11 protein-coding genes are annotated in these 19,741 nt (G+C 64.2%); 1 reads left to right on the forward strand and 10 read right to left on the reverse strand.

Annotated elements, in window-relative coordinates:
* Positions 1-120: 120 nt before the first annotated feature.
* From NFH98_RS11890 to truA, 10 genes are all read right to left on the reverse strand, one after another.
* Entirely contained in the window at positions 121-1,311 is a 1,191-nt protein-coding gene (locus NFH98_RS11890) for an O-succinylhomoserine sulfhydrylase (protein WP_239452535.1), read from the reverse strand.
* A gap of 110 nt (positions 1,312-1,421) precedes the next feature.
* Positions 1,422-2,939 (reverse strand): amidophosphoribosyltransferase, encoded by a 1,518-nt coding sequence (gene purF / locus NFH98_RS11895; protein WP_349622753.1) that lies wholly within the window; start codon positions 2,937-2,939, stop codon positions 1,422-1,424.
* Between the two features lie 69 nt (positions 2,940-3,008).
* A complete protein-coding gene (locus tag NFH98_RS11900) occupies positions 3,009-3,611 on the reverse strand; it encodes a CvpA family protein (RefSeq protein WP_071211105.1) in 603 nt (200 codons plus the stop codon).
* Positions 3,611-4,288, reverse strand: coding sequence for an SPOR domain-containing protein (locus NFH98_RS11905; RefSeq protein ID WP_349622754.1), 678 nt, complete (start codon positions 4,286-4,288; stop codon positions 3,611-3,613). Before NFH98_RS11905 ends, NFH98_RS11900 begins: the two co-directional genes overlap by 1 nt.
* Positions 4,285-5,658 carry a bifunctional folylpolyglutamate synthase/dihydrofolate synthase gene (locus tag NFH98_RS11910; RefSeq protein WP_349622755.1) on the reverse strand — a complete coding sequence of 458 codons (1,374 nt, stop codon included), beginning with the start codon at positions 5,656-5,658 and terminating at the stop codon, positions 4,285-4,287. The genes NFH98_RS11905 and NFH98_RS11910 overlap by 4 nt, the downstream gene beginning before the upstream one ends.
* A 3-nt stretch (positions 5,659-5,661) precedes the next feature.
* Positions 5,662-6,729, reverse strand: a complete 1,068-nt coding sequence (gene accD, locus NFH98_RS11915; RefSeq protein WP_349622756.1) for an acetyl-CoA carboxylase, carboxyltransferase subunit beta — start codon at positions 6,727-6,729, stop codon at positions 5,662-5,664.
* Positions 6,730-6,802: 73 nt separating this feature from the next.
* Complete coding sequence (gene trpA / locus NFH98_RS11920; RefSeq protein WP_108133029.1) at positions 6,803-7,606, reverse strand: tryptophan synthase subunit alpha; 804 nt, start codon at positions 7,604-7,606, stop codon at positions 6,803-6,805.
* Between the two features lie 15 nt (positions 7,607-7,621).
* Positions 7,622-8,836, reverse strand: a complete 1,215-nt coding sequence (gene trpB / locus NFH98_RS11925; protein ID WP_181248630.1) for a tryptophan synthase subunit beta — start codon at positions 8,834-8,836, stop codon at positions 7,622-7,624.
* An 81-nt stretch (positions 8,837-8,917) separates the two neighbouring features.
* Positions 8,918-9,556, reverse strand: coding sequence for a phosphoribosylanthranilate isomerase (locus NFH98_RS11930; protein ID WP_349622757.1), 639 nt, complete (start codon positions 9,554-9,556; stop codon positions 8,918-8,920).
* The gene (truA, locus tag NFH98_RS11935; protein ID WP_349622758.1) at positions 9,556-10,578 is read right to left on the reverse strand and encodes a tRNA pseudouridine(38-40) synthase TruA; all 1,023 of its coding nucleotides are present in this window, start codon (positions 10,576-10,578) and stop codon (positions 9,556-9,558) included. The genes NFH98_RS11930 and truA overlap by 1 nt, the downstream gene beginning before the upstream one ends.
* Positions 10,579-11,019: 441 nt before the next feature.
* Here truA and NFH98_RS11940 point away from each other — a divergent pair, with 441 nt between their 5' ends.
* Positions 11,020-19,149 (forward strand): Ig-like domain-containing protein, encoded by an 8,130-nt coding sequence (locus NFH98_RS11940; RefSeq protein ID WP_349622759.1) that lies wholly within the window; start codon positions 11,020-11,022, stop codon positions 19,147-19,149.
* Positions 19,150-19,741: the final 592 nt, after the last annotated feature.

The raw sequence follows: 19,741 nt of genomic DNA on the forward strand, positions 1-19,741 counted from the left end.
CTTCCCTTCCCCCGTAACGCAACGACCGCCGACGAGCGGACTCGTGCGGCGGTCGTGGTAAAGCAGCGCTTCAACACATCACTATGGGGAGGCTCCAGCATGGCAGCCTCGGGTGAAGCTCTAGACCAGGGCGTCGAGCCCCCTGGCCAGGTCAGCCTTGATATCGTCGAGATTCTCGAGCCCCACGGCGATGCGCAGCAGATTCTCGGAAATTCCGGCGGTCGCCTTCTGTTCGTCCGACAGGCGCCCGTGGGTGGTGGTCGCCGGGTGGGTAATGGTGGTCTTGGCATCCCCCAGGTTGCCGGTGATCGACAGCATGCGGGTGGCATCGACTACTGACCAGGCCTGCTCGCGCCCGCCCTTGACCTCGACCCCGACCACGGCGCCGAAGCCCTGCTGCTGGCGGCTCGCCACCTGGTGCTGGGGATGACTCTCGAGTCCGCTATAGTGAACCTTCTCTACCGCCGGGTGAGCGTCAAGCCAGCGCGCCAGTTCCAGCGCCGAGGCCGCGTGAGCCTTCATCCGCAGGTTCAGCGTCTCCAGTCCCTTGGTGAAGATCCAGGCATTGAAGGGACTGAGGCATGGGCCGCAGGTCCGCACCACCCCGAAGACTTCCTCGAGCTCCTTGTCACGCCCGACCACGGCGCCGCCGATGGCGCGCCCCTGGCCATCCAGGTACTTGGTGGCCGAATGGATCACCAGATCGGCGCCCAGTGACAGCGGCCGCTGCAGCGCCGGCGTCAAGAAGCAGTTGTCGATGGCGAGCAAGGCATCGTGGCGATGGGCCAGTTCGGCCAACGCTTCGATATCGACGACCTCGGACAGCGGGTTGGAAGGCGTCTCGGCGAACAGCAGCCGAGTCGCCGGGGTCATCGCCGCTTCCCAGGCGTCCAGATCGGAAAGCTCCACATAGCGTGTGGTGATACCGAACTTGCCGAGATACTTGTCGAACAGGCTGACGGTGGAGCCGAACAACGAGCGCGAGGCGACGATCTCGTCACCGGCCTGAAGCAGTGCCAGCGCGGTGGACAGGATGGCGGCCATGCCGGAACTGGTGGCTACACAGCGCTCGCCCCCTTCCATCGCCGCCAGGCGACGCTCGAAGGTGCGTACCGTGGGGTTGGTGAAGCGCGAGTAGACGTTGCCCGGCTCATCACCGGAAAACTTGCGCGCCGCTTCGGCTGCGCTGCCGTAGACAAAGCTCGAGGTCGGAAAGATCGGCTCGGAGTGTTCCTGCTCCTGGGTGCGATCGTGCCCCGCCCGGATGGCCAGGGTCTCGAGGTTCCATTCGTCCTGCGTCGGGTCCAGCATATCCGTCTCCATCACTCGCCAGGGTGCCGTCGACTCGGACGGGTAGAGAGAGAGCGCCTTCGGGCACTTCCCCTGCCGACCGACGACGCCCTGCGGTTAGCTGTTGGGTATCAGTCGATATCGTCCTGATTGTGCATGCCGACCAGGGCGTGATCGCCAGCGCTCTGATCCTGCTTGGCGCCATCGTTGCGCGAAGCCTCGAGATCTGACAGGTAGGCCTCGTCGATGTCGCCGGTGATGTACTTGCCATCAAACACCGAACAGTCGAACTCGGCCAGCGCCGGATTGACCTCACGACAGGCCGCCTTCAGGTCCTCAAGGTCCTGGTAGACGATCCGATCGGCGCCGATCAGCTCACCCACCTCGGCCTCGCTGCGGCCGTGGGCGATCAGCTCGCTGGCGGCGGGCATGTCGATGCCGTAGACGTTGGGATAACGCACGGGCGGCGCGGCAGAGGCAAAGTATACCTTGTTGGCGCCGGCGTCGCGGGCCATCTGGATGATCTGCTTGCAGGTGGTGCCGCGCACGATGGAGTCGTCCACCAGAAGCACGTTCTTGCCCTTGAACTCGATATCGATGGCGTTGAGCTTCTGGCGCACGGACTTCTTGCGCTGGGTCTGCCCGGGCATGATGAAGGTCCGCCCGATGTAGCGGTTCTTCATGAAGCCTTCGCGATAGGTGACCCCCAGGTGCTGGGCCATCTCGAGTGCCGAGGTGCGCGAGGTGTCGGGAATCGGGATGACCACATCGATATCGTGATCCGGCCATTCGCTCTTGATGCGATCGGCGAGCTTGCGGCCCATCTGCAGGCGGGTGCCGTAGACGTAGGCACCGTCCAGCAGCGAATCGGGGCGCGCCAGGTAGACGTGCTCGAAGATGCAGGGGGCAAGCAGCGGACGATCGGCACAGGACTGAGTGTGGTAGTTGCCTTCCATGTCGACGAAGATGGCCTCGCCCGGCGCCAGGTCGCGCACCAGCTCGAAACCACCGACGTCCAGCGCCACCGACTCGGAGGCGATCATCACTTCCTGGCCCTCGCCCTGATCGCGGGTGCCGAAGACCACCGGACGGATGCCCTGGGGATCACGGAAGGCGACCAGGCCTACACCGTTGATCACCGCCACCGCAGCGTAGCCGCCGCGGCAACGACGGTGCACCCGACGCACGGCGTCGAAGATGTCGCCCGGCAGCAGATGGGGCCCCTGCTTGCCCAGCTCATGGGCGAAGACGTTGAGCAGCACCTCGGAGTCCGAGCTTGTGTTGATGTGGCGGAGATCCGAGGAGAACAGTTCCTTCTTGAGCTGCTCGGAATTGGTCAGGTTGCCGTTGTGCGCCAGCGCCAGACCGTACGGGGAGTTCACGTAGAACGGCTGCGACTCGGCCTCGCTGGACGAGCCGGCGGTGGGATAGCGCACGTGGCCGATGCCCAGGTTGCCCTTCAGGCGCGCCATGTGGCGTGTGTGGAAGACGTCACGTACCAGACCGTTGCTCTTGCGCAGCAGGAAACGGCCCTCGTTCCAGGTCATCATGCCCGCCGCGTCCTGACCCCGGTGCTGTAGCACCGTCAGGGCGTCGTAGATTGCCTGGTTAACCGCCTGCTTGGCCATCAGGCCGACGATACCGCACATTCAACTTACCTCATTTACCGTGAAACGCCGCCCGGGGGCCAGCGCAAGAGTCGTCTGTCACTGGCGAAGTCAGAGCGTGCTTGTGGCACCTTGCTTCGCATCGTCGATGGCAGATCCCTCTGCCTCGCCACCGGTCGGCGGCGATGGTTCTGCCTGGGGCAGCTCGCGCAGGGACTCGGGAAAGTCCGGCAGGCTGCCCTCGAAATCACTCAGTTGGCCAAGGCCCCAGTCGCGCAATTGCTCGAAGTGTGGGCGCACGCTGGCATCCTGCCAGGCCGTCAATTGATCCAGCGGGGTAAAGCCGATCAGCAGCGTGACCAGGGTCAGCACCGCTGCCGCCTTCACCCCGCCGAACAAGGCGCCGGTCAGGCGGTTGAGAAAGCCTGCGCCGGCCCACTCCACCGCCGCCTGGATCATCCGTATCAGGATGCCGCCGAGCAGGATCGTGATCACGATGATCAGGATAAAGGCCACGATAAGCCGGCCATCCGGACTGTCGATCCAGTTGCCCAGCACCTCGGCCACCGGCTCGGCGAACATGCGTGCCGCCAAAAGCGCCACGATCCAGCTGGCCAGGCCCAGCGCCTCACGCACCAGGCCACGGACGAACCCCGCCGCCACGGCCAGCGCCAGCACGGCGACGAAGACCCAGTCCACCCATGTCACCAGCATCAGCTATCCACCTTGACCAGAAGCCCCTGCAGATTTTCCCGGGACTTGAGCTCGCTCATCACGCCCTCGGCGTCCTCGGACGCGCCGAAGGGACCCACGTAGACCGTGGTCAGCGAGTTGTTGCGCTCACGCGAGTAGGCGGGGTAACCCTGGTCACGCAGCTTCTGCATCAGGCGCTGGGCGTTGCCGGCCTCGCCGAAGCTGCCCACCTGCACCGCCCACTCACCGCCTTCCACCGCGGTGGGGCCGCTCGTCGCGCGCTGCTCGGCCTGGCGCGCCAGGGCGGCGATAGGATCTTCCCGGGGCTGGCTGGCCTCGGGTGCCGGTTCGGGCTCGGCCTGGCGCTCGGAGGACGCCTGTTCGGCCACCTGCTGCGCCGGTTCAGGATCCACCTGCTGTGGCTGGCTGGACTCGGAGGGTTCGCTCTGGCCCTGGTCGGCCTGCGAAGCATTGCCCTCGCCGGGGGCAACCGGTGCCTGAATCTGCCCAAGCCCTTCCGGCGGGGTGGGCTCTGGCACGTCGCGGCGCTCCACATCCACCGGCGGGTCGATGGTCAGCACCGGGTCCGGCCGCTGCTCGGGGGATTCGGGCTCATCAAACAACATCGGCACGAAGATGACGCCCAGCGCCACCACGATAATGATCCCGCTGATCCGCTCACGCATTCCGTATTTCATGTCGCTCCCTCGATGACGCCACCGCCACTGGACTGGCGGCTCCATCTCGCCAGTATGGCAGCCACGGTGAAGAAGGATCCCGTCACCAGTACACGATCTGCCGGCTCGACGCACGATTCGAGCCAGTCGGCGCCGTCATCGACGCTATCGGCGTGGTGAAGGATGGTGCCACCTTGATGTTCGATGCGTGCCGCCAGGTCGGCTGCGCTACGTCCGCGATCGCCCTCGAGCGTCACCGGCAGCCAGGCGTCCACCACCGGCGACAGCGCGGCGATGACCCCCTCGGCGTCCTTGTCCTCGAGCATGCCGATCAGACACAGGGTTCGCCCCTGGACGTCCCTTTGCACTTCACGCCGTTCGACCAGTTGCCCGGCCAGGTAGTTGGCGGCGTGAGGGTTGTGACCCACGTCAAGGCACCAGTTACCGCGCCACTGCATCCGCCCGGGAAGACGCACCTCGGCCAGTGCCTGGCGACAGGCGTCTGGATCGAGTTCACCAAGGGCCAGCCACAGTGCCTGCAGCGCAGAAGCGGCGTTATCCAGCGGCAGCCCGGGATCGCCTAGTCGTTCCAGGCCAACCGGCTGGCCTTGCGCGTCGCTGCCGCGCCACGACCAGCCGCCCTGTTCGCCATCAGGTCCTGCACAAGGTGCTGCTTGAGGGCCTGCATGGCGGCCCGAATGGGCGAAGGCCTCGCCGAGCGCAAAGATCGGCGCACCCAGCGAACGGGCATGGTCGGCAACGCTCGAGGGCAGGTCACGACTGCCCAGCACCGCCGGGCGCCCGGTACGCATGATCCCGGCCTTCTCGCGGCCGATGATGACAATATCGTTGCCCAGGAAGGCGGCGTGGTCCTGAGCCACGGTGGTCACCACGGCCACATCCGGATCCACCACATTGACCGCATCCAGGCGACCACCGAGGCCGACCTCCAGCACCGCCAGGTCGGGCTGGCGCCTGGCGATGGTCCACAGCGCGGCCAGGGTACCGACCTCGAAGTAGGTGAGGCTGACCGGGGATGGCGCGAGCCTGGCCTGCTCCACCGCGACGAAGCCTTCGATCAGCACCTCGTCGCTGGCCTCGCTGGCGTCCAGCCGAAGGCGCTCGTTGTAACGCACCAGATGGGGCGAGGTGTAGGCCGCCGTGGACAGCCCATGGGCCCGTCCCAGCGCCTCGAGCATGGCCACCGTGGACCCCTTGCCGTTGGTGCCGGCGACGGTGATCACCCGGCGTGCAATCGGCCGCTCGCTCAGACCGAGACGCTGTGCCACACAGGCGACCCGCTCGAGGCCCAGATCGATGCCGACGGGGTGGGCGGCCTCGAGTCGGGCGAGCCAGCTATCCAGTGTGGTGGGCAGACCGTCGTTGTCCATGGGCTAGCGCGGTGTGTCCTGGGTGCGTTCGCCGTCCTTCGGCTCCTCGCCTTGGGCAGCATCGGCTTCATCGCTTTGCGTCTGCTGCTCGGCCGTCTCCGGCGCGTGCTCGGCTTGGGCGCCTTCACTGTCTGCCATGGCCACCGCCAGGTCACGCTCGGCGGCTTCGGCGACGTCCACCAGGTCGGGCTCACTGTCGTCGGCGATACCTACCGCAGGTTGATGGGTCAGCTTGCGCAGCACTCCACCCAACCGCGAACGCATCTCGTGGCGATGCACGATCATGTCGACGGTGCCGTGTTCGAGCAGGAACTCGCTGCGCTGGAAGCCTTCAGGCAGCTTCTCGCGCACCGTCTGTTCGATGACCCGAGGACCGGCAAAGCCGATCAGGGCGTTGGGCTCGGCCACGTTGAGATCGCCGAGCATGGCCAGTGACGCCGACACGCCACCGAACACCGGATCGGTCAACACCGAGATATAGGGCACGCCGGCCTGCTTGAGGCGCTCAAGCGCGGCGGAGGTCTTGGCCATCTGCATCAGCGAGAACAGCGCTTCCTGCATGCGCGCACCGCCGGATGCCGAGAAGCACACCAGCGGCTGGCCCTCTTCGAGAGCGATAGTGGCGGCACGCACGAACTTCTCGCCGACCACGGCCCCCATGGAGCCACCCATGAAGGTGAAATCGAAGGCCACCGCGACCACCGGCAGGCCATCCAGCGAACCGCGCATGGCGATCAGGGCGTCGTTCTCGCCGGTGTCCTTCTGGGCCGCGGCCAGGCGGTCCTTGTACTTCTTGGAGTCACGAAACTTGAGACGATCCACTGGCTCGAGGTCGGCGGCGATCTCTTCGCGACCTTCCTTGTCGAGGAACCAGTCAAGGCGCTTGCGCGCGGTCAGGCGCAGATGGTGATCACACTTGGGACACACGTTGTGGTGCTTTTCGAGTTCGGGCAGGTAAAGCACCGACTCGCACTTGGGGCACTTACGCCAGAGACCGTCCGGAACGCTCGCCCGGCGGTCCTTGCGCTGAATGCGGCCCACCGAGGGCACAATCTTGTCTAGCCAGCTCATGTCAGAAGTCTTCCGTTGCTACGGTCGCCGGCGGTGGCCGACGACAGGGTCGAATCTCTTCCCCGATCGCCTCTCAGGCGTCCAGGGCCTGGCGTATCTCTGTCATCACCGCCTTCAATTCGGCGATGGCCTCGCGGGGGGCGTCACAGTGCTCGGCAATGCGTGAGACCAGGGCACTGCCGACGATGACGCCATCGGCAACCTTTGCCACTTCCGCGGCGGAGGCGCCGTCGCGGATACCGAAACCGACACACAGGGGCAGATCGGTCAGTTCGCGCAGCGGCGCCAGATGGGCCGCCACATCGTCGGCGTTGAGGCTCGCCGAGCCGGTCACTCCCTTGAGCGACACATAGTAGAGATAGCCATGCGCGTGGGCGCATATTGTAGCGGCACGCTCTGGGGAAGTGGTAGGGGCGACAAGAAAGATTGGCGCCAAATCCTCGGCTTCCAGCAAGGGCCCCAGCTCATCGGCCTCTTCCGGCGGCATGTCCACCACCAGCACGCCATCGACGCCGGCCGCCCTCGCCTCGCGGGCGAAGCGCTCGATACCTAGGCGCTCGATGGGATTGAGATAGCCCATCAGCACCACCGGGGTGTCGTCGTCCTGACGCCGAAATTCGGCCACCATGGCCAACAGGTCGGTCAGGCGGGTGCCGTGCTTCAAGGCACGCTCACAGGCCTTCTGGATGACCGGGCCATCGGCCATGGGGTCGCTGAAGGGGACCCCGAGTTCGATGATGTCGGCGCCGGACTCGACCAGCGCGTGCATGTAGTCGACGGTCACCTCCGGGGTGGGATCGCCCCCGGTGATGTAGGGAACCAGCGCCTTGCGACCCTGATCGGCGAGAGAACGAAAGCGTTTATCGATACGAGACATGAAATTCTCTAGCTCCTACAGGTCGATTCCGTCGATCTTGGCAACGGTGAGGATGTCCTTGTCGCCACGTCCGGACAAGTTGACCACGATGTTCTGGTCCGGGGACAGGGTCGGCGCCAGCACCTTGGCGTGGGCCAGGGCGTGGGCCGATTCCAGCGCAGGCATGATGCCCTCGACGTGGGTCAGCTCACGGAAGGCCTCGAGCACGGCGTCGTCGTTGGCGGCCACATAGTTGACCCGGCCGACGTCCTTCCACAGCGCGTGTTCGGGTCCGACACCGGGGTAGTCGAGACCCGCCGAGATCGAGTGGGTATCGCTGACCTGGCCGCCCTCGTCGGACATCAGGTAGGTGCGGTTGCCGTGAAGCACACCGCGAGGCGCGCCGGAGGCCAGGGGCGCAGCGTGACGGCCGGTCTCGACCCCGTCGCCACCGGCTTCGACGCCATACATCTCGACGCCGTCGTCTTCGACGAAGGGATAGAACAGCCCCATGGCGTTGGAGCCACCGCCGACGCAGGCGATCAGCGCGTCAGGCAGCTTGCCGAACTGCTCGAGCGACTGGCGCCGCGCTTCGCGGCCGACCACCGCGTTGAAGTCACGCACCAGTTGCGGGTAGGGATGCGGCCCCGCCACGGTGCCGATGATGTAGAAGGTGTCGTCGACGTTGGTGACCCAGTCGCGCAGCGCCTCGTTCATGGCATCCTTGAGCGTACGGGTGCCGGAAGTCACCGGAATGACGTTGGCCCCCAGCAGGCGCATGCGATAGACGTTGAGCTTCTGACGCTCGGTATCGGCCTCGCCCATATAGACGTCACAGCGCAGGCCCAGCCGCGCCGCCACGGTGGCGGTCGCCACGCCATGCTGGCCGGCGCCGGTTTCGGCGATCACCCGGGGCTTGCCACTCTTCTTGGCCAGCAGCGCCTGGCCGATGGTGTTGTTCACCTTGTGGGCGCCGGTGTGATTGAGATCTTCGCGCTTCAGCCAGATCTGGGCACCGCCAAGCTGCGCAGACCAGCGCCGGGCGTGATAGAGCGGCGACGGACGACCGACGTAGTGCGCCAGGTCGTGGTCAAACTCGGCCTGAAAGTCCGGATCGTCCTTGAGGCTTTCGTAGGTGCGGCTCAGATCGTCCAGCGCAAAACTCAAGGTTTCCGAGACAAAGCGACCTCCGTAGGCCCCATAGTGCCCCCGAGCGTCAGGCCATTGGGTCAGTTCACTGAACTTGCTCACGTCGGACTCCTTGCGGATAAACTGGCTGAATGAAAAGTCGGTGATGGTCGCTCGCCACCGGGCGTGGGGCCTGCTGCCGCTTCAGCGGCGGGCGTCGCCCTGCCCCACGGCGCGCATAAAGGCCTGCATGCGCTCTGGATCCTTGTCGCCCGGCGCGCTCTCGATGCCCCCGGAGACGTCGAGGGCGAAGGGCCTCACCCGGTCAATCGCCTCGGCGGCGTTGTCCGCCGACAGGCCACCGGCGAGGATAACAGGTTTTGCCAGCGACGACGGGATGCGCGACCAGTCGAAAGTGTCACCGGTGCCGCCGGGCACGCCTGGGCGATAGGCGTCCAGCAGCAGTGCCTGGGCGCCGGCGTAGGTGCGTTCGGCCTCGTGCAGATCGAGGCCGTCGCGCATTCTCAGCGCCTTTATATAAGGGCGCGCAAAGCGCTCGCAGGCCTCGGCGCTCTCGCTACCGTGAAACTGCAGCAGGTCGAGACACGGCAGTGCCCTTTCGATGGTCTCGTCGTCGGCATCGACGAACAGCCCCACCCGGGTGACGAAGGCCGGCACCCGCGCCGCGAGTTCGGCCAGCCGCCCCAGGCTGACCGCCCTCTTGCTGCCGGGCCACAGCACAAAGCCCAAGGCATCGGCGCCCAACGCCACGGCGGCGTCGATGTCCTCTTCGCGGGTAAAGCCGCAGAACTTGACGCGGGTACGGTGCGCGGAAGCGATCATCAGGACTCCTTGTCCGCGGCGTGCGCCGCCGAAGCGCCGGCAGGCCCTTCAGCGAAACCGTCGCCGAGCCCGTCGACAAGCCCGTCGGCGAGCTCTTCGGCACGCACCGCCCTGCGCGTCTCGGCGATCGGACGTCCGCGGCGAAACTCCACCATAGGGCAGTCCGGCAGCGGGCGCTCACCCGTCCACTCCCCCAGGAAGGCCAGCAGATTCGGCCCCAGTGGTTCGGCGGGCAGTTGCCACTCGGGGTCGTACAGGGTGTCGACGAAGTGCAACCCGCAGCCTGGCGCCGTCACATCGCTCTGCTTGCGATCCTTGAGCGCCATCAGCCGCGGGATGTAGTCGGTGCCCTGCTCGCCCCGCCCCACCGTCACCAGCGCGCCGACGATGTTGCGCACCATATGGTGCAGGAAGGCGTTGGCCTGAAGGTCCACCACCACCAGCGGGCCGTGGCGGTGTACCTCGATGAAGTGCAGGTGGCGCCAGGGCGTCTTCGACTGACAGCCGGCGGCACGAAAACTCGAGAAATCGTGCTCGCCGACCAGCGCCTGGGCGGCCTCGTGCATGGCGTCGGCATCCAGCGGGTCGCGGCACCAGGTGGCGTTGGCACGCTCCAGCACCGGGCGACTCGGCTGGTTGAGGATGACGTAGCGATAGCGCCGGCCCAACGCCTTGAAGCGGGCGTGGAATTCGTCGGGCACCTCGCGAATCCAGCGGATCGCCACATCCCGGGGGAGGTTGGCGTTGCCGCCGAACACCCAGGCCTTCTCTGAACGCTCCACCGGCGGGTCGAAGTGGGCGATCTGGCGGGTCGCGTGCACGCCTGAGTCGGTGCGTCCGCTGCAATGCAACGTGATCGGCACACCCGCCACCTTGGCCAGCGCCTTCTCCACCGCCCCCTGCACCGACGGGGCGTGCTTGAGCCGCTGCCAACCGCAATAGTGGGTACCGTCGTACTCGACGCTGAGCGCCAGACGACCCTTGAGGGGGGTACGTTCATCGAGATGGTGAAAGAAGGACATACGACCTGCTGAATACGAGATAAACAATAGAGGCAACCAGATCCGCGCTCCACAGCCGAATCTGCACTGCTGGCGCTAGTCGGCCATTATCGCCTATCCGCGTCGCGGCAGCCAGCCGTGCGCACAACTGGCGTTTTTCGCGTACAAACCAGGACCGGCTCATTACCATTTTTACTCCCCAGCCATGGCAGCGAACCCCGCATCTCGACATCGTCACAAATACCGTCCGACATCTAATGTAAGGAAAATCCCTTTTAGGCAAAAAAAAGACGAAAAGCTCTTTAAAAACCATCCCACATTTCCGGCATTCAACCCCCCTCTGCCACCCTCTATTCTGAATCCCTTGCACCCGCCCATGAGTACAATGTCGCGATCTTTTTTCCTTGCATACGTTTAACAAGCCCCGCCTTCCCTAACGGCATCCATGCAAGGAATTACCCAATGAACTTCAACACCGATTCATCATTGAATCAGTCCACTGCCGCCACACTGCTGGCGCAGGACAGCACCACCCAGGTCACCGCCCTGGCGCTGCTGGATGAAGATGGCTTGCCTAATGGTATTCCTGGCGGCCCACAGGATGCGGCTGGCCAGGACACCGTGGCAATCGGCACTCTTGGCTATAATTTCGGCGCCAACGGCCCAGCCGCGACCCATCCCTTTCGCTGGGAAACCACCGGCCTTCCTTCACTGACATCTGGCGGCGAGGCCCTTTCCTATCAGGTTTCCACAAGCGGCCGGACCTTGTCCGCCTCCACCAGCGATGGCACCACCCTACTTCAGGTCAGGCTGACCGATCTTGCCTCAGGCAGCTACAGCATCTCGCTGCTCGGCCCGATCGATCATCCCGACGCAACCATCGAGAACAACCTGATCTTTTCGGTCTACTACACCATCACCGATGGTGACGGTGATAGCGCCACTGCACGCCTGGGCGTGGATATCGACGATGACTCGCCGACCACCACCGTTATCGCACCCTCGAGCCTGGAAGCCGGCGATACCGTCACCGGTACCTGGTCACAGCAAGGCGGGGCCGACGGCGTCGCCGATACCGTCGTCAACCTCCAGGCCGACGACAACGAGTATCCGCTCGGCACCCCGATCGATACCGGCAAGGGCATCTTGACCGTCAACCCCAACGGCACCTGGAGTTTCAGCGCCGACAACGATGCCAGTGGCGCACTCGATTTCAACATCACCACCAAGGACGGCGATGGTGACAGCTTCAGCTCCAGTGCCCACATCGTCATCTCCGGCGGCAATGGGATAGGCCCCACCACCCCCGAGACGGATGGCAACTCTGCCACCGTGTCGCCCAAGGCAGTGGTCGATGAAGATGGCCTTCCCGGCGGCATCGCCGGTGGCATCAATGACTACCCGGGCGAACGCACCATCGCCACCGGCCGGCTGCGCTATAACTTCGGCGATGACGGCCCTGGCGGCTTCACCTGGAGCACCGCCGGCCTGCCGGTACTGACCTCCCAGGGAAGCCTGGTCAGCTGGGCACTCAGCGCAGACGGACGCTCTCTTCTTGGCACCAGCGCCAGCGGCCAGCAGGTCCTCTCGATTGAACTGAGCGATCTTGCCGCCGGCACCTACCGGGTCGACCTGTTCAAGCCGCTGGATCACCCCCGAGCCGATGTCGAGAGCGACATCAACTTCAGCGTCGGCTACACCATCACCGACGGCGACAGTGCGCAGGGCATCCTCCGCGTTACCGTGGATGACGACATGCCAGTGCCGGGCGACGATACCGCCGCAGGCGACAACAGCGGGCCCATCACGGTTGACGTACTGGACAACGACAACTTTGGCGCCGATGGCCCCGGCGAGCTCACCAGTGTCACCGTCCAGGGCGGCCCGGATGTTGGCACCGCCACCATCAACCCCGACGGCACCCTGACCTTTGTTCCCAACCCTGGCTTTACCGGAAACGCCACGATTGACTACACCGCTACCGATGGCGATGGCAGCACCGTTACCGGCAATCTCAGTGTCGGGGTCGCGGACGGCGGCGGCACAGGCACAGGCCCCACCACGCCGGAAACCGATGGCAATCCCGACACCACCCCGCCAAAAGCGGTTCTCGACGAGGACGGCCTGCCTGGCGGCATCGCCGGTGGCATCAATGACGTGGTTGGTGAACGGCTCGCGGCGATCGGCTCGCTGGGCTACGACTTTGGCAGCGACGGCCGCGGCAGCTTTACCTGGAATACCGCCGGCCTCCCCGTGCTGACCTCCGGCGGCAGCCCGGTCACCTGGTCGCTGAGCGGCAATGGTCGTTCGCTGGTCGGCTTCAACAACGCGGGTGAACGTGTCATTTCCGTCCAGCTCACCGACGTTGCCAACGGCATCTACAAGGTGGTGCTGGCCAAACCGCTGGATCATTCCAACCCCAGTGTCGAGAGCGACATCAACTTCAGCGTCGGCTACACCATCACCGACGGCGTCGGTGACAGCGCCTCGGGCACTATCGGCATTACCGTCGATGACGACACGCCAGTGACCAACGCCGACGTCGCCACCACCGACAACGACGGCTCCGTCACCGTCGATGTGCTCGGCAACGACCAGTTCGGCGCCGATGGCCCCGGCGGCATCACCAACGCCACCGTCCAGGGCGGCGCGGGTGTCGGTACCGTCACCGTCAACCCCGACGGCACCCTGACGTTCGTCCCCCACCCGAACTTCGTCGGCAATGCCAACATCAACTATACCGCCACCGACGGTGACGGCAGCGCTGTCAACGGCAGCCTCAGCGTCCAGGTGAATGATGGCGGCACTGGCCCCACCACGCCGGAGACCGATGGCAATCCCCACACCACGCCCCCCAAGGCGGTACTCGACGAAGACGGCCTGCCTGGCGGCATCGCCGGCGGCATCAATGACGTGGCCGGCGAACGGACTGCGGCGGTCGGCTCACTGGGCTACGACTTTGGCAGCGATGGCCCCGGCAGCTTTAGCTGGCACACCGCCGGCCTCCCCGTCCTGACCTCCGGCGGCAGCCCGGTCACCTGGTCGCTGAGCGGCAATGGTCGTTCGCTGGTCGGCTTTGACAACACAGGTAACCGTGTCATCTCCGTCCAGCTCACCGACGTTGCCAACGGCATCTACAAGGTGGTGCTGGCCAAGCCGCTGGATCATTCCAACCCCAGCGTCGAGAGCGACATCAACTTCAGCGTCGGCTACACCATCACCGACAGCGTCGGTGACAGCGCCTCGGGCACTATCGGCATTACCGTCGATGACGACACGCCGGTGGCCAACGCCGACATCGCCACTACCGACAACCACGGTTCCGTCACCGTCGATGTGCTTGGCAACGACCAGTTCGGCGCCGATGGCCCCGGCGGCATCACCAACGCCACCGTCCAGGGCGGCGCGGGCGTCGGTAGCGTCGCCGTCAACCCCGACGGCACCCTGACCTTCACCCCCAACCCCGGCTTCGTCGGCAACGCCACCATCGACTATACCGCCACCGACGGTGACGGCAGCGCGGTCGACGGCAGCCTCAATGTCGCAGTCGCCGACGGCGGCACCGGCCCCACCACGCCCGATAGCGATGGCGACCCCAGTACTTCCGCGCCCACGGCTGTCGTCGACGAAGATGGCCTGCCTGGCGGTATCGCCGGTGGCATCGGTGACGTCCCGGGGGAGCCTACCGTGGCGACTGGCTCACTGGGCTACAGCTTTGGCAGCGACGGCCCCGGCAGCTTTAGCTGGAGCACCGCCGGCCTCCCCGTGCTGACCTCCGGCGGCAGCCCAGTCAACTGGTCGCTAAGCGCCAACGGGCTTTCCCTGTTTGGCACGGACAGCAACGGCAATAGTGTCATTTCGGTGCAACTGACCAACATCGTCAGCGGCGCCTACAAGGTGATACTGGCCAAGCCGCTGGATCACTCCAACCCCAATATCGAGAGCGACATCGACTTCAGCGTCGGCTACACCATCACCGACAGTGCAGGTGACAGCGCCTCCGGCAGTATCGATATCACAGTCGATGACGACATGCCGGTGACCAACGCCGACGTCGCTACCACCGACAATGACGGTTCCGTCACCGTCGACGTGCTCGGCAATGACCAGTTCGGCGCCGATGGCTCCGACGGCATCACCAACGCCACGGTCCAGGGCGGCGCGGCTGTCGGCACCGTTGCGGTCAACCCCGACGGTACCCTGACCTTCACGCCCAACACCGACTTCGTCGGCAACGCCACCATCGACTATACCGCCACCGACGGTGACGGCAGCACGGTCGGCGGTAGCCTCAGTGTGGCGGTCGGCGACGGCGGCACTGGCCCCACCACGCCGGAAACCGATGGCAATCCCAACACCACGCCCCCCAAGGCGGTACTCGACGAAGACGGCCTGCCTGGCGGCATCGCCGGTGGCATCAATGACGTGGCCGGCGAACGGACTGCGGCCACCGGCTCACTGGGCTACGATTTTGGCAGCGACGGCCCTGGCAGCTTTAGCTGGAACACCGCCGGCCTCCCCGCCCTGACCTCCGGCGGCAGCCCGGTCACCTGGTCGCTGAGCGGCAATGGTCGTTCGCTGGTCGGCTTTGACAACACGGGTAGCCGTGTCATCTCCGTCCAGCTCACCGACGTTGCCAACGGCAACTACAAGGTGGTGCTGGCCAAGCCGCTGGATCATTCCAACCCCGGTGTCGAGAGCGACATCAACTTCAGCGTCGGCTACACCATCACCGACAGCGTCGGTGACAGCGCCTCGGGCAGTATCGGCATTACCGTCGATGACGACACACCGGTGGCCAACGCTGACAGCGCCACCACCGACAACGATGGCACCGTCACCGTCGATGTGCTCGGCAACGACCAGTTCGGCGCCGATGGTCAAGGCGCGCTAACCGGTGCCACCGTCCAGGGTGGCGCGACCGTCGGTACCGTCGCAGTCAACCCGGACGGCAGCCTGACCTTCACGCCCAACCCCGGCTTCGTCGGCAACGCCACCATCGACTATATCGCCACCGACGGCGACGGCAGCACGGTCGGCGGTAGCCTCAATGTGGCGGTCGCCGATGGCGGCACTGACCCCACCACACCCGATAGCGATGGCGACCCCAATACCAACGCCCCTAATGCTGTCGTCGACGAAGATGGTCTGCCTGGAGGCATTGCCGGTGGCATCGGTGATGTCCCGGGGGAGCGTACCGTGGCGACTGGCTCACTGGGCTATAGCTTTGGCAGCGACGGCCCCGGCAGCTTTGCCTGGAGCGCCGCCGGACTGCCTGCCCTGACATCCGGCGGAAGCCCGGTCACCTGGTCGATAAGCGCCAACGGGCTTTCCCTGTTTGGCACGGACAGCAACGGCAATAGTGTCATTTCGGTGCAAGTGACCAACGTCGCCAACGGTAGCTACCGGGTAGTACTGAGCCGACCGCTGGATCACTCCAGTCCCAACGTCGAGAGCGATATCGACTTCAGTGTTGGCTACACCATCACCGACAGCGTTGGCAACAGCGCCTCGGGCAGCATCGACGTCACGATCGATGACGACATGCCGGTGGCCAACGCTGACAGCGCCACCACCGACAACGACGGCTCCGTCACCGTCGATGTGCTCGGCAATGACCAGTTCGGCGCCGATGGCCTCGGCGACATTACCAACGCCACCGTCCAGGGCGGCGCGGCAGTCGGCACCGTTGCAGTGAACCCGGACGGCACCCTGACCTTTACGCCTAACGCCGGTTTCACCGGCAACGCCACCATCGACTATACCGCCACTGACGGTGACGGCAGCGCTATCAGCGGTAACCTCAATGTCGCAGTTGCCGATGGCGGCACTGATCCCACCACACCGGATAGCGATGGCGACCCCAATACCAACGCCCCTAATGCTGTCGTCGACGAAGATGGTCTGCCGGGAGGCATTGCCGGTGGCGTCGGTGATGTCCCAGGGGAGCGTACAGTGGCGACTGGCTCACTGGGCTATAGCTTTGGCAGCGACGGCCCCGGCAGCTTTGCCTGGAGCACCGCCGGACTGCCTGCCCTGACATCCGGCGGAAGCCCGGTCACTTGGTCGATAAGCGCCAACGGGCTTTCCCTGTTTGGTACGGACAGCAACGGCAATAGTGTCATTTCGGTGCAAGTGACCAACGTCGCCAACGGTAGCTACCGGGTAGTACTGAGCCGACCGCTGGATCACTCCAGTCCCAACGTCGAGACCGATATCGATTTCAGCCTCGGCTACACCATCACCGACAGCGTTGGCAACAGCGCCTCGGGGAGCATCGACGTCACGGTCGATGACGACATGCCGGTGGCCAACGCTGACAGCGCCACCACCGACAACGATGGCACCGTCACCGTCGATGTGCTCGGCAACGACCAGTTCGGCGCCGACGGCTCCGGCGACATTACCAACGCCACCGTCCAGGGCGGCGCGGCAGTCGGTACCGTCGCGGTGAACCCGGACGGCACCCTGACCTTCACGCCCAATCCCGGCTTCGTCGGCAACGCCACCATTAACTATACCGCCACCGATGGCGACGGCAGCGCTGTCAGCGGTAACCTTAGCGTCGCGGTCGCCGACGGTGGCACTGAGCCCACCACGCCAGAAACCGAAGGCTCGGCTCCAGTGGTCGCCGTGGTCGATGAGGATGGTCTGCCAGGCGGCAATGCGGGTGGCAATGGTGATGTCGCAGGCACGGCGGTAGTGGTGACGGGGCTGCTGGGTTACAGCTTTGGCGACGACGGACCAGCAGCCGGCGGTGGCTTCGCCTGGGGCTCAGACACTTCGGGTCTGCCTGCACAGACATCCGACGGTCAGGATATTCGCTACTTCCTGAGCAGCAATGCCCTGTCCCTGGTGGGTCTTGATCAAGCCGGCAACCGTGTCATCGCCATCGACATCCTCAATACCGCTACGGGTCAGTACCGAGTCGTGCTTTCTCAGCCGCTCGACCACCCGATCGCGGGTACCGAGGATGATCTGCGCTTCAACGTCAGTTACACCATCACGGACAGCGACGGTGACACGGCACAAGGCAACCTGGTCGTCGTGGTCGATGACGACTCACCCAGGACTTCAGCGGTCCAGGTCGGTCAGTTGACCGATGGGGCCACCGCCGACATCAGCTTCTTCGGAGCCGACGGTGCCGGTTCGCTGACCTTCGGTTCAGCACTGGCGGGTACCCAGGTGACCAGTCCGAGTGGCTTGCCGGTCAGAACCTCGAACGGCGACACCCTCACTTATCAGCTGAGTGGTAATGGGCTGACACTCAAGGCGACCACCGCTGGTGGTTTCGTGGCGTTCGAAGTCACGCTGGCGTCGGATGGTTCCAGCTACTCAGTCAACGTCTTCGATGACGGCATCGGCCCCATCGGGCAGTCAAGTCTCAACCTTAGCGACGCTACCAAAGAGGTCCTTATCCCGTACCAGTTCCAGGGTGGATCCGGGTTCGGGTCTCGCTACCTCGCCTACGAAAATGGCGACGTTGCCCCAGATGTGGTGGTATCCGCCTGGTCGGTAGACGATGGTGGGAGCAGGGCTTCTTACCTGAGGTCCGAGGCGAACGGCGTCGTGGCGGTGGGTAGCGACAACCTGACCGGCGAGAACGAAATCATTCGTATCGATTTTGTCGACGATCTAGCCTTCTCGAGCAATCGTCCCAACTGGGAAGATCATCGTGGGGTGACCTTCTTCAGCGACGTCATGATGCGCGCCGAGAGGATGGAATTCCCCATGCTCGCGATCAAGGCCTTTGGCCTGGCGCCGGATGGCAACGCCACCAGTGGGCATCCCTACGAAGCTGGCCAGGAAAACGTGCTGTCCCTGAGCAGAGGTGATATTCGCTTCTTCGACACGGCAGGCCGCGATATCACCTCGCGCCTGGATATTACCGAGCTGGACGACGGCTCGCTGCGCATCAAGAACATCCCGAGTACTGCTCGCTTCGAGATAACCACCGACCAACCGTTCGAAGCCCTGGAGTTCAAGGGACTACATGACTGGTATGCATTCTCGCTGAGCGGTGACTTTGAATATTCCTGGCTTGAGAAGGGAGACTTGGGAGGAGGCAATGGCGGAGCCCTGACACTGCCGGTTCAAGGAGCCGATGGGGATGGAGACAGGGTCAACGGAAACCTCGAGTTGGCGTTGCCGTCTTCCGGATCGAACACAAGAATAGCGTCGGCTCGCAGTCTTGATACCGGCAACTCCGATGATGGTGACGGCGAAATCTGGGCGGGAGTCGGTGCAGACACCATCGTGTTCCTCTCGGGAGATGAGGGAACGTCCACCAATCCCTCCATGGATGTGGTGAACAACTTCACCCTGGGAGATACCGCGACAAACGCCGATGCGGATACATTGGATCTGTCCGATCTTCTCCACGACGCCAGCGAGGAGGACGTGTCCGAGTACCTTCATGCAAGTCAAGACGGAGACAACACCGTGCTGTCGGTAAAATCGGACGGTGGTATCGGCGCCTCCGGTGCAGGTGCCGACCAGGTTATCACCCTGACCAACGTCCACATGGCGGGAGCCTCCAGCGATAGCTTCCTTAACCAGCTAGTTCAGGATGGACAGCTCGATGTGGAATAATATCGACAGTTAGATGATAATGACGTAAGAGAAACGACGCGCCACTCGATCCATCATCGGGTGGCGCGTTTTCATTCTTCAACCACCATCTTCTAGGCGCTGTCCGAAAAGTCAACGAGCGAAGGTTAGACAAGGAAAAAATCGGTGATAAAGCGCAGTTTACGGGATGTAAATGAGCATTTTGACCGGGCTGGCGCACCAGCCGATTTTTAACGCCGTATTACCGAGCGCAGGCACTTTTCAGACAAGCCCTAATGATCGGCCTCGCCAGCTAGACACAATACTATAGCCGCCCCGTCTGTCATGGCTCCATGCCATGTAAATTTCTCTTCGCATGCCTTCTTCCCACCACTATTGCAAGGAAACAGGCATCGCCGATCGCCATATCCAGTCGAGAGTTTGCACTGCGTATTGTTTGAATAGAAATGGGCTCCTTGCTATTGAAAAAAGTGGAAAATATCAGGGAGAAAAGTCGTATCGAAGAATGATATCCCAGAATGAGCTTCTGTGCCGATCAGGCTCCAATGATGACGCTTTTCAGGCAGCACTACCCCATAAATGAAAGCACCGGAAAAAACCAGCCATCCGCTAG

The organism is Halomonas sp. H33-56 (assembly GCF_040147035.1).
Classification (GTDB): domain Bacteria; phylum Pseudomonadota; class Gammaproteobacteria; order Pseudomonadales; family Halomonadaceae; genus Halomonas; species Halomonas litopenaei.